The 12,452-nt window shown below is 35.7% G+C and carries 12 protein-coding genes; 1 reads left to right on the top strand and 11 read right to left on the bottom strand.

The window, feature by feature from the left end; genetic code table 11:
* Positions 1-26: 26 nt before the first annotated feature.
* Positions 27-1,112, bottom strand: a complete 1,086-nt coding sequence (locus RAH34_RS11330; RefSeq protein ID WP_306596220.1) for a DUF692 family multinuclear iron-containing protein — start codon at positions 1,110-1,112, stop codon at positions 27-29.
* A 15-nt stretch (positions 1,113-1,127) separates the two neighbouring features.
* Positions 1,128-1,349 carry a hypothetical protein gene (locus RAH34_RS11325; protein ID WP_034698538.1) on the bottom strand — a complete coding sequence of 74 codons (222 nt, stop codon included), beginning with the start codon at positions 1,347-1,349 and terminating at the stop codon, positions 1,128-1,130.
* Between the two features lie 154 nt (positions 1,350-1,503).
* Between RAH34_RS11325 and RAH34_RS11320 the strand changes: the two genes are divergently transcribed.
* Positions 1,504-3,351 carry an alpha-L-fucosidase gene (locus RAH34_RS11320; RefSeq protein WP_306596219.1) on the top strand — a complete coding sequence of 616 codons (1,848 nt, stop codon included), beginning with the start codon at positions 1,504-1,506 and terminating at the stop codon, positions 3,349-3,351.
* Between the two features lie 79 nt (positions 3,352-3,430).
* Here RAH34_RS11320 and RAH34_RS11315 read toward each other — a convergent pair whose 3' ends face one another.
* The 9 genes from RAH34_RS11315 to RAH34_RS11275 form a co-directional block, all read right to left on the bottom strand.
* The gene (locus RAH34_RS11315; RefSeq protein ID WP_034687444.1) at positions 3,431-3,847 is read right to left on the bottom strand and encodes a nucleoside-diphosphate kinase; all 417 of its coding nucleotides are present in this window, start codon (positions 3,845-3,847) and stop codon (positions 3,431-3,433) included.
* Between the two features lie 661 nt (positions 3,848-4,508).
* Entirely contained in the window at positions 4,509-5,435 is a 927-nt protein-coding gene (rsgA, locus tag RAH34_RS11310) for a ribosome small subunit-dependent GTPase A (RefSeq protein WP_306596218.1), read from the bottom strand.
* A gap of 163 nt (positions 5,436-5,598) precedes the next feature.
* Positions 5,599-6,678, bottom strand: coding sequence for a chorismate mutase (locus RAH34_RS11305; RefSeq protein WP_047431451.1), 1,080 nt, complete (start codon positions 6,676-6,678; stop codon positions 5,599-5,601).
* 400 nt (positions 6,679-7,078) lie between these two features.
* Positions 7,079-7,654 carry a hypothetical protein gene (locus tag RAH34_RS11300; protein WP_306596217.1) on the bottom strand — a complete coding sequence of 192 codons (576 nt, stop codon included), beginning with the start codon at positions 7,652-7,654 and terminating at the stop codon, positions 7,079-7,081.
* 38 nt (positions 7,655-7,692) lie between these two features.
* Complete coding sequence (dnaX, locus tag RAH34_RS11295; protein WP_306596216.1) at positions 7,693-8,778, bottom strand: DNA polymerase III subunit gamma/tau; 1,086 nt, start codon at positions 8,776-8,778, stop codon at positions 7,693-7,695.
* Between the two features lie 97 nt (positions 8,779-8,875).
* Complete coding sequence (locus tag RAH34_RS11290) at positions 8,876-9,508, bottom strand: TetR/AcrR family transcriptional regulator (protein ID WP_047375406.1); 633 nt, start codon at positions 9,506-9,508, stop codon at positions 8,876-8,878.
* A gap of 5 nt (positions 9,509-9,513) precedes the next feature.
* Positions 9,514-10,770: an aminotransferase class I/II-fold pyridoxal phosphate-dependent enzyme gene (locus RAH34_RS11285; protein ID WP_114822533.1), complete on the bottom strand. Its 1,257-nt coding sequence runs from the start codon at positions 10,768-10,770 to the stop codon at positions 9,514-9,516.
* Between the two features lie 428 nt (positions 10,771-11,198).
* A complete protein-coding gene (locus RAH34_RS11280; protein ID WP_114822534.1) occupies positions 11,199-11,555 on the bottom strand; it encodes an AraC family transcriptional regulator in 357 nt (118 codons plus the stop codon).
* A 93-nt stretch (positions 11,556-11,648) separates the two neighbouring features.
* The gene (locus RAH34_RS11275) at positions 11,649-12,386 is read right to left on the bottom strand and encodes a response regulator transcription factor (RefSeq protein ID WP_306596215.1); all 738 of its coding nucleotides are present in this window, start codon (positions 12,384-12,386) and stop codon (positions 11,649-11,651) included.
* Positions 12,387-12,452 lie beyond the last annotated feature (66 nt).

Raw genomic sequence — 12,452 nt, 5'->3', positions numbered from 1 at the left:
TTGATTTTGGTTATCAGAGAATAGAATTAATAGGGATTCCATTTTTTAATGATATTCTGGGCAGTAAGAATCATTTCAGCATCCCAGTTTTCTGTTTTGAAATAATGAAGGTCCAGATCCTTAATGGTTTCAACATTTGCATTATCATACAGAAGTCGGGTAAGCTTTGACTGCTCTTCATGTAAAAGCAAATCTTCCAGAGGTTTAGCAGAAAATTTAATTTCCTCTTTACGCCAACCGTTTTGTTCCCTCAGCTTCAGGTCTGAAGTTTCAATGATTGTTCTGACTTTATTAAAATCTTCCAAAAAATTATTCCTTTCTTCTTCTGTTTTCAAAGTGTGCCCTAGTCTTTCAATGATAATATATTCCAGATTTGGGCATTTTTTCATCACAGAGGGCAACACAGAAAGGATATCTTTAGGGATGACATCATCATGAGTATCCCTTCTCACCTGCTTTTTTCCATATACGCTATCCTGCCAGCTTCCTCCGGAAAGATGAATTTCTTTTACCTTGTCCAGTGGATACAAATCAATGATTTCGTGCATCTCTAATTCGAAATTACAGGACTGGCAGTAAATATTATGAAGATCAAGAATCAGAAAGCCATGGGTATCTTCCGTAAGCTTGTCAAGAAAAATGCCTTGTTCTTTAACATCTTCAATAGAAAATGAGAATGCCAGATTTTCTATCCCGACAGGAATACTTACAGCATCCTGAAGTCTGTATAATCTGTCTTTTCCTATTTGTAAAGTTTTGGAATGTAAAGATACCGGTAATGGTACTCCCTGATGAAAATTCTCAGTGTTCATGAACCCAAAATGTTCCGTGATATGATTGTATTTCCGCAGGCGCACTTCTTCTTTAAGTTTTTTTAACCATTCTTCCTGCCTTTCATTCCATGTTGCATCAAATAAAGAATAATAAACCCCATGTCCTATCAAGCGGTTATTTTCAGCGTAGAAATTCAACAGATCCCGAAGCCAATCCGGCTCATTGGTATGATAAAGGGTATCAAAAGACCATTCCATCACTTCGATGGAATTATCCTGTAATAATGGCAAAATAGCAGAAACAAAATCTGCTTCCGCCATCATTGATACTCCTAACATTGGCTTTCTCATCTTCTACCCCATTCCGCAAGCAGGACAACCATGACCACGAAGCACAAGGGTATCTTTTTTAACAACCGGCTTGGGTGTTCCCGGTTTTTTCTTTTCAACCGTATCCGTGGAAGTCGCTTTCTTTACTTTTTTAACAGGCTTTTTCGTTTTAGCTTCAGGTTTAGTAGTCTGTGCAGATACCCCTACCGCTAATAAACTCGCCATTAATATTGCTGGAATTTTCATAATTTCTTTTTTCAGATAATTTTACAATAAACGTTCCATTTATAAAAATACAATAATAAGAAACGTTTTGATAACAATTATCAGTAAATATCCGAAACTATTCTACTCTGTAATGTTTTCTTTATCTATATTTAATGTTAAAATAAATCTATATATGAAAAGCAGTCTGATTAAAGCTGTTTTCCTTGGATTGATATTATCTGCACATAGTATCGATGCACAGGTTCAGGCGGTTGACAACAGCAAAAAAATGGAATGGTTCAACAAGGCAAAACTGGGTATTTTTATTCATTGGGGAATCTACTCTGTCGATGGAATCTCAGAATCCTGGTCATTCTTCAATAATTATATTAATCACGAAAATTATATGAAACAGCTGAATGGTTTTTCAGCTTCAAAATACCAGCCCAAGCAATGGGTAAACCTCATTAAGGAATCCGGAGCAAAATATGCTGTCATTACCACAAAACATCATGACGGAGTTTCACTATGGAATTCAGGAGCAGAAAAAGCAACAACTATCCCTCAAAATTCTTTGGCTAAAAAAGATGTGCTAACCCCTTTTGTTTCCGCTCTGAAAAAATCAGGATTAAAAACAGGGCTTTATTTTTCGTTGCCGGATTGGAGTCATCCGTATTATGACATCAATACCCGGACAAAAAAACGCTACGAGCTCAAAAATGATCTAAAGCGCTGGCAGAATTTTATCAGCTATTATCAAGGTCAGCTCAATGAGCTTTCTTCCCAATATTCTCCGGATCTTCTTTGGTTCGATGGAGACTGGGAGCATACTTCCGAAGAATGGAAAGCGGCTCAGACCCTGGATTTACTCAAAAAATACAATTCTAATATTATCATCAATTCAAGGCTCAATCATCACGGAGATTATGATACTCCTGAGCAGGGCATTCCTGTTGTTCCGCCACAAAATCCATACTGGGAGCTTTGTTATACCATGAATGATTCCTGGGGATATCAGCCTTTTGATAAAAATTACAAAACCCCCAATATGATTGTCAGAACCCTGGCAGATGTGATCAGCATGGGAGGAAATCTGCTTCTTGATATGGGTCCGAAATCCGATGGAACGATTCCTGAAGAACAAATTGAAATTCTGAAAAACCTGGGACGCTGGACGTCAAAAAACCAGCATGCCATCTATGAAACCACCCGCGGTATTCCTTTTGACAATTATAAAGGGAAATCTTCTTTGTCGACCTCTAAAAAATCTTTATTCCTTTATCTGGAAGAAACCAAAAAATTCACAAAAATTTACGGACTGGCAACAAAACCTCTTTCAGTAAAGATCATCGGAGATCCGGCAGCTGTTATTACAATGGATTATAATGCTGAGAAAACACTGACACTGAATTTCTCCAATGTAAAATTTGACAAAGATGTCACTGTGGCAGAAATTACTTTTGACAGCCCTCCTTCATTTTTGACCGATTTTAAGAAGGAAAAATATTCTCTTCCCGAAATACTGGAAAGCAAAAATACCCAGGAAGCCGTCTATGATATCGCCAATGCTCTGAACGATGATCAGAATTTAGTTACCCATGAAGGTCTTACCCAAGATGGCCTTGACATGAAAATTAAGAAAACGTCTAAAACAAATCCGGAAACCATCGAATGGATAAGCAAGCATGCTGAAGCTTTATTTGAGACAGGAAAAGGACTTCCGGCTGGTCATTACTCAGGATTGAGCGCTTTATCAAAAGATAAACAGACGCTTTATCTTTTTGTGGAAGGAGCACCTACCGGTCCTATTGCTCTGAAGGGAATAAAAAATGAGATTGCCAGAATAAGAGTAGTTGGCGAAGGTACTATGCTGCCTCATACCATCTACAACAAGCTGTACTGGAGCGACAGACCGGGAATTATTTATATTGACGTTCCAAAGGAAAAATTGGATAAGCAAATGACCGTCATTGCTGTCTTACTGAATAAACCTCTGGAACTCTACAGAGAAAATGTGGGAGCTATTGAAAACAATCTTTAGTATATCTTAAAGATCAATTCATATAAAAACAAAATCCGGAGAAAATTCTCCGGATTTTTTATTTTGTAAGATGATTTTCTTAGAAAATCTCTCTTCCTGAAAAATGGAATTGAGCTTCGATTAATGCATTCTCGTCAGAATCTGAACCGTGAACAGCATTTTCTCCGATGCTTCTCGCAAACATTTTTCTGATAGTACCTTCTGCAGCTTCTGCAGGGTTAGTAGCACCAATTAATGTTCTGAAGTCTTCAACTGCATTATCTTTTTCTAAAACTGCAGCAACGATAGGACCAGAGCTCATAAATTCTACTAATTCTCCATAAAATGGTCTTTCAGCATGTACTTCATAGAATTTTTTTGCATCAGCAACTGTAAGCTGAGTTAATTTTAAAGCTTTGATTTTAAAACCTCCTTCAGCAATCTTACCTAATATAGCACCGATATGTCCGTCAGCAACAGCATCAGGCTTAATCATAGTGAATGTAATGTTAGACATAAATGTATATTTTTTTAATGGCGCAAAATTACAAAAAATATCTTTGATTTTTATTTTAATTTTTTTTTAACATAAAAATAACTTTTATTAAGAAATCGTAAACTAAACTTTGGCACAGTAATTGTTTATTCTATTCCGATTCTCATGTTTAATTTGAGTTTTCATGGTTATTAGTTTTTACCCAGCTTCGGCTGGGTTTTTTATTTGCAAAAAACAGCCTTATTTTTTATTAATTATATAATTTTACAATTAATATTGGATCATATTTAATGATTTTCTCCATTTTGTTTCAATTGGTGAAATAATTTTATTTTTTAAAAATCCAATCTCATGGTGGTCAGAAATATGACAAAAGTGGAGTTATCTGCCAAAATTGTAAAGTTGAAAAGTAGAGTTATTTAAAAACGAATATTTTTTCATTTAAAATTAAAAAAAATAATTACAAGAAATAAAATATCCAGAATACATTAAATTGATCTTTAAAAAAAATAATAACAGTAAATATTATTCTTTGAGAAAGTGACCCTTGTCAAGGTTTGAAACCTTGACAAGGGTGCCATTTCGGCAAAACAGTTCTAAACAAAAAAAAGAGACCATCTAATGATAGTCTCTGTATTATTTCTAACAAAATCTGTCCCTGTTAAATAAAGGATTTTATTGATTATTTTTGGGAAGCTTCTTCTGCCTCGTCCATCAGTTTAATGTAAGTAGCGTAACGCGAATGCTGAATCTCGCCTGTTTCAAGAGCATCGATAACAGCACATTTCGGTTCATTGATATGAAGACAGTTGTGAAACTTGCACTCTTCTCTCTTTTTAAAAATTTCAGGGAAGTAATGCTGTACTTCTTCTTTTTCAATATCAATCATTGCAAATTCACGAACCCCCGGAGTGTCGATAACGTTTCCGCCAAAATGCCAGAAATGCATCTGGGCGAAAGTTGTGGTGTGCTTTCCTTTCAGGTGAGTGTCAGAAATCTCAGACGTTTTTAAGTTTAATCCCGGCTGCAAAGCATTCACTAAAGTAGACTTTCCACAACCAGAGTGACCGAAGAACACTGAGGTTTTATCTTTAAGAATATCCTGAAGCTGATCCAGATTCAATTTTGAATAGGAGGAAATTTCCAAAGTATCATATCCAATTTCCTGATATAGGAATTCAATGTCCTTTACAATTTCAATTTCTTCTTCGTGTAAAACATCGATCTTATTAAAAAGAATCAGTGGAGTAATATTATAGGCTTCACAGCATGCCAGAAACCTGTCCAGAAATCCTAAAGAGGTTTCAGGATGTTTCAGAGTAAAGATAAAGCAAGCCAAATCAATATTGGACGCAATAATATGGGCTTCTTTTGAAAGGTTTACTGATTTTCTGATCAGATAATTGGAGCGCGGTTCAATTTTTGTGATCCATGCGATATCATCTTGCTCCAGTTGAAACTCAACAAAATCTCCTACTGCAAGTGGATTGGTAAGTCTGGTTTTTATTAATTTGAATTTCCCCCTGATTCTGGCCTCGAAAATTTTATGTGTTTCCAATTCCAAAACCTGGTACCAACTGCCTGTAGATTTAATGATTTTTCCTTTCATAGATAATGCTGGTGCAAATATACGCAATTAGGGCTTAGCATTCAGGAAATAGGTTTAAAAACACATGTTTCAATTGCCCTAAATGCTGATGTCTAAGCCCTAATTTATTTTTTAGCTGAAAATTTAGTAGAAGTATTAGTCTCTTTTACTTTTCATCTACAGCTTATCTCTCAATCATAATATTATTCTGAACCTCAATAGACTCTTCGTGAATTGCCTTGAATACTTTTTCAATAAACTCCTGAGACATCCCTGTTTCTTTTGCTTTTTGAGTAGCGTACTCAGTGATCACTTTCCAACGTTCAGGCTGGAAGATCGCAATGTCGTTCTCTTTTTTAAGTTTACCGATCTTTTCAGAAATTTTCATTCTTTGAGAAAGAAGTTCAATTAACTGGAAGTCAAGATCGGAGATCAGAGTTCTGTGTCTTCCCATCTCTCCTTCAAAACCAGCAAGATTAGAACTTCTCACTTTCAGATTTCCGATAAGGTCTGCAAGAACTTCCGGAGTAATTTGCTGTGAAGCATCACTCCATGCTTCATCAGGATTGCAGTGAGATTCAATGATCGCTCCCTGGTATCCCACGTTAAGGGCTTCCTGTGTAATATCAGCAAGACCAGTTCGGTTTCCGCAGATGTGAGAAGGGTCGATTAACATTGGAATATTTGGAAACTGACTCTTGAAATCAAGGGCAATCTGCCAGTTCGGGTTGTTTCTGTATTTTGTTTTCTGGTAGGTTGAAAATCCTCTGTGAATAACTCCCAGGTTTTTAATATCCTGTCCTAAAAGCCTTTCCAAAGCACCAATCCATAATGCAAGATCCGGATTAACAGGGTTTTTCACGAATACAGGCTTATCTGTTCCTCTTAAAGCCATCGCAATTTCCTGTACTGTAAACGGGTTCACTGTAGAACGTGCTCCGATCCAAAGAACATCTACATCTGCTTCAAGGGCTGCAAAGACATGGTGTGCGTTGGCTACCTCAGTCGCTGTTTTAAAACCGTACTCTTCTTTTACTTTTTTCAGCCAGTTCAAACCGATCACTCCTACTCCTTCAAAACCGTTTGGTTTGGTACGGGGTTTCCAGATTCCTGCACGGAATACGGATACATTGGCATTGGATTCTTTAATTCTCCTGGCCGTTTCAAGCATTTGAGCTTCACTTTCCGCGCTGCATGGTCCTGCAATCATTAGAGGCTGTGTAAGCCCATCGATCCACTCATTTTTTAAATCATTTAAATTCATTATTCTAAATTTTATTGTTTTTTTATATAATTTTTTCGTTAACAGCAATAGCCCTTTGGATTATAAAATTTAATTTATAATTCTTTTCAAAAAATGCCGTTCAAAATTGTTTAAAGGAATCAGGAAAATAATAGGGCTCTACTTCTCCTGTATTTTTTGGAAAGAAATTCAGTTAACAGTACCAATAAAATCGGTAATACGTTCTGAAATTTCTATAATAAGAAGCAGAAAAACTAAAATAACCGCTAAAAAAGTAATTAGCGGGTGCAAAAAAAGACTGATATGTGTTAGTCAAATTTTCCATTTTATTCTGGAAATGTCTTTATTTAGCGTTTCTGTTTATAATTTGTTTTTGTCAAAAAATGATTTTCGACAGAAATATTTGACAAATATATAAAAATTATGTCAAATCAAACTTCATTAAATCATCAAGATCTTTCAAAAGTGGATTTTTTTCTATAAATTTTTCAAACATTTTTCTTTTCGTCACCACCTCAATCTTCAGATTTTCAACGTCTCTGACGTATTCTATCTCAATAATATAATTCTGAATTTTTCTTTTAAAATGATTAAAAAATTCTCCACTTATTTTATCAAATTCTACTTTTGCAGAATCTGAAGGGAACAAAACTTTGATTTTATGCTCTTCAGCTTTTACCAGTTTGAAGGTCTTGACAGCATTAAATACAAAATTATTTTTCACCTGAAGCTGTTTAAGCATAATTTTCCATTCCACCTGCAGGTCTGTATCTGTAAAATGGTTCTGAGGAAGATTATCAGTTTTTACCACAACATCTTCTGTTGTTTCTGCTTTATCTTCTTTATTCAAAAAGGAATTGATGCTGAAACCGGAAGAGATTCCCGGTCTAGATAATGGTTTGTTGGTTTTTGCTACTGAAACTTCCTGAACTGTCTGGGAAGCTGCAGGTTGTAGTTCTGCTTTAACTTCTTTCTTCTCCGGGGCTTTTTCCGGCATCTTCACCTCCTGCTTCTCACTGAGAAACGGAGCCAGTATCAGGAACTTTTTTTTTTAGTATCGCCTAAATTAGCTGTCAGTGAAGCCAGCTGCATTAAAGCAATTTCAACCGTAAGTCTTGGGTTTTTGGAATTCTTATAATTAATATCTGCATGATTACAGATTTCAATACCATCTATAAGCTGCTGGGCGGCCCACTTCTGTCCTTGCTCTACAAATTTAGCCTTGGTCTTCTCTCCCACTTCAATGAGTTCCATGGTGGAAGCATTCTGCGCCATCATCAGATCTCTGAAATGATTTCCTAATCCGGCAATGAAAATATGGGGATCAAAACCTTTCTTTACAATCTCATTGAAAGCGAAAAGCACTTCAGGAATTTTGTTTTCATTGGCGAGATCCACAATGTTCAGATATTGATCATAATCCAGAATATTGAGTACTTCGGCGGCTTTTGCGAGGGTAATATTTTTCTGGGAGAAGGTAGAAAGTCTGTCGAAGATAGAAAGTGCATCTCTTAATGCACCGTCTGCTTTCTGGGCAATCAGATACAGGGCATCATCTTCGTACTGGATGCTTTCTTTCTGGGCAATATTTCTCAGATGATTCTGTATGTCTTCAATAACAATTCTCTTGAAGTCATAAATCTGACAACGGGATAAAATTGTGGGGATAATTTTATGTTTCTCCGTGGTTGCCAAAATAAAAATAGCGTGGGCAGGCGGCTCTTCCAGTGTTTTAAGGAAAGCATTGAAAGCGGCAGAAGACAGCATATGAACCTCATCAATGATATATACTTTGTATTTACCAACCTGAGGTGCAAAACGTACCTGATCTATAAGTTCTCTGATATCATCTACAGAGTTATTGGATGCAGCATCCAGTTCATAGATATTGTAAGCAAAGCCATCTTCTGAAACCGAGCCATCTTTCTCATTGATCTTTCTTGCCAGAATTCTGGCACAAGTAGTTTTACCCACACCACGAGGACCGCAAAAAAGTAATGCCTGAGCTAATTGACTTTCTTCAATTGCATGTTCTAAAGTATCCGTAATATGGGATTGTCCTACAACCGTATCAAACTCCTGAGGACGATATTTTCTTGCAGATACTATAAAATTTTCCATTGGTCAAAAATAAGAAATATAGTTTTAATTTGAAAATTAAAAGTTTTCAAATATCAACAAAAACATATTTCTGCTCAAATCGGAAAACTTTTAACTTCTACTTTTTTTTGCTGTATGCAAAGTCAATTAACTCAACAATAGCGCCTTCAATCTCTTTTCTGCCTTCTTCAGTTTTCAGGTCAATCCCACAAAACTTATTGGCATTGTATCCTGTGTAAAGGTTAAGATAGTAAGCTCCGGAAACAATCAGAGCCATAATTGCTCTATGTCTTGTAGCTACCCCTTCACCAAAGTAAGGATCTGAGATGTTTCCAAATAAAACCTCTCCTACTTCTTCACGTTGTTCTACGAGTTTCTTGAGAATAGGTTTACTTTCCGAAAGCTCCCAAAGGATAATCTTCTGAAGTTCTTTATTTTTCTTCAGGTTTTCGAACTGGTTCAATACAACCATTTTAGTAAGTTCGTGCCCACCGTCCGAGAAATCCATATCAACATCCTGGTTGACCTGGCTCCAGTAATCCTGAGATTTGATATACTCATCGATCAGTTTATCTGTACTTCCAAAGTACTCATAGATCAATTTTTTATCAAATCCGGCAACGGCAGCAATCTTGCTTACTTTTAATCCGGAATATCCTTTTACTCTTAAAATTTTACCAACTGCAGCAAGCAGTTTCTGCTTTGTTTTTTCTTTGTCCCTAATGGGGCCCTGCACTACTTTTCTAGGCATAATTATTATTTTTTCGCAATATGCAATTTTTTATTAATATCATCAAACGCATTAAGCGTTTTGTCGAGATGTTCTTTTTCGTGTCTTGCCGTTACACTCATCCTGATACGTGCGTCTTTTCTTGGTACAGCCGGGTAAAGAATCGGATTGGTATAGATTCCTTTTTCTATTAGTAGTTTTCCGGCTTCACCTGTTACATAAGGATCTCCAATTTTTACGGGAATAATTGCAGAGCACGTAACACCTGTATCTAACCCTAAATCGTCAAGTCCTTTTTTGAAATAATTGATGTTATCCCAGAGTTTTTCTCTCCAGATTGGTTCTTCGTCAATTAAATCAATGGCTTTAACAATTCCTGCGGATGATGGTGGAGCTGTAGCGGAGAAGATCTGCTGGCGGGAATGGAACCTGATGAATGCAGCTATTTTTTTATCTGCAATGACATATCCTCCCAGATTTCCAAATGTTTTGCTGAATGTACCTGTGATGATGTCTACTTTATCCAATAACCCAGCCTGTTCCAAAGTACCTCTTCCGGTTTCTCCAAGGATGCCGACACCATGTACGTCGTCTACCATCAGAAAGGCATTGTACTTTTTCACAAGGTTATAGATCTCATTAATACGGGAGGTATCACCATCTTGGGAATACACACCATCCACAATAACGAGTTTCGTACGGTACAGATTTTCAGATACCTTCAAAATGTGTTCCAAAGATTCCAAATTATTGTGAGGAAATGTTTTTTTATTGGTAAAAGCACATCCCTCGTGCACGCTGGCATGTACAGCCATATCTAAAATAGCAAGATCTTCTTTCTGCATTAAACATTGTAAGCTCGCACTATTAGCGGTATACCCTGTTGTAAATACTACGGCTTCATCTTCTGTTCTTTTAAAGAAGCTTGAAATTTTCTTTTCTAAAGCATTGTGGTAATCAAAATATCCGCCAATAAGAGGAGTTGCTCCTGTACCGGTACCATATTTTTCTATTCCCTCAATAGCAGCTTGTTTTACTTTCGGGTGCTGCGTAAACCCTAAATAATCACTTGATACAAAACTAACAAATTCTCTATTGTGATCTGCAATATTTACGTTCAGTATTGCATTCGTTCCTGAAGTATTCTTCAGTCTGTAGTTCATGTGGCCATTAGACTTTACAAAGTCTAAATATTCATAAAAAATTTCAGCCCTTTGAGCCATATCATTATCTGGTATATTCTCAAAGTCTTTAATAGTTGCTGTTGTGAAATTGATGCTCATCCTTAATCTTGTTTGTTGTGGTTTAAAAGAAACAAATATATAACTATTTAAAAGGCCTAAGCGTCTCCGCTAAGATTAAATATTATTAAAGACACAATATTTATCTCTTATTATCTGGAAACCAAAGTATTTAAATATACATCTATCTTTTTTAACGTTTTTCGCTTTTGAATTAATTAGTTTTTTCTTACCTAAATTTAATAAAAAAATCAAACAATAAAGAAATTTTAATACATAAATAATAAAAAAATGTAATTATTTTTCACAAACAGCTCATTTATAAAAGATTATTTTTTTATTATTTTAACATTTTAATTCACTAAACAGCTTTAAAAATACAACAATTTGAGCGTTCAAATCCCTATCCTGAGATAAAAACCAGCGCAAATCTCTTGCAACAACAATATTAAACAAAAAAAGTAGTCAATTTAAACTTTTTTGGAATTTCTGAAATTTCCGGGAGTAAAGCCGGTCATTTTTTTGAAAAATTTTGAGAAATTGGAAGGATCATAAGTAAAAATACGGGCAATTTCTGCCACAGATTGGTCGGATCTCACCAGCATTTGCTTGATCTGATCAATAATTTTTTCATCATAGAAGGAACAAGGGTGCTGTCCGGTTTCTTTTTTAACGGTATCAGAAAGGTGCTTATGGGACACAGCAAGCTCTCTGGCAATTTCATTCAGTTCCATAAATTCAGGAACAGCTCCGGAAATAACGTCCTGAATATGCTTGTCTAAAAAAGTAAAATACTGACGGGTAATTTCTTCGCTTCTTTTCATCATGTCTGGTTCTTGCTAATCTGTATTCAAGATATAAAATTAGTCATAAGAGACAAAATAACACGGTGAACTTTTCGGATGTTTGAATCTGAATATTTAAGAAAAACTGTCTTTAAAAGCCTGGGTAGAATTTTTTACTTTCAGCTTTTCCAGGATATTCTGACGGTGTCTGTTTACTGTATTAATGCTTATAGAAAGAAGATCTGCAATTTCTTTGCTTGCATAGCCCTCTCCAATACATTTTAAAATCTCCAATTCTCTGGCACTTAATATATTTTTATAATCGAGTTTATCTTTTACCACCACTTCCCCTTTTATGACATTAACAATCATAAAATCTGAAACATTAGGTGAAGTCAATGCCATATTATAAAGACAAAGCGCCAATCTTAACCGTCCGTTATCGGGAGAATAAACATAAAACATACGATGTTTCACCCACCTGTATATCTCATTTTTATCCTTCATTCTTATTTTTGAAACGACACTATATGCTTTACGTTCGCTTATTTCCATGAGATCCAGTAATTTGAAAAAACGGAGTTCATGGATGTATTTTTTCAGACGGTCATCAGGATGTATTTTTTTCAGCATCTCTTCTTCCCATATGGAGTCTATTTCTGCAGGGTTTTCATCCATTTTTAGCCCGAGTTCATCTGCAGCGGCAGATTTGTAAATAAAACTCTTATTCTCCTGCATATCACTCAGTACACATATTGCACCTTCCATCTGAGAGTATGCTAATGCTCTCTGTTTATAGATCTCCAGATCAAGCCGGCATTTTTTTGAACTGTTATCAAGTAATCTGTCACTAAGCTGTTCGCGGATTTTCATAATGGTTATTTATCAGTATTGACGGAAATGAGGTTTAATAATACTTTTGCTAAAATAATAATTTAC

It is taken from the genome of Chryseobacterium sp. WLY505 (genome assembly GCF_030846215.1).
In the GTDB taxonomy this organism is placed as follows: domain Bacteria; phylum Bacteroidota; class Bacteroidia; order Flavobacteriales; family Weeksellaceae; genus Chryseobacterium.
This window is presented reverse-complemented; position numbering and strand designations above follow the sequence as displayed.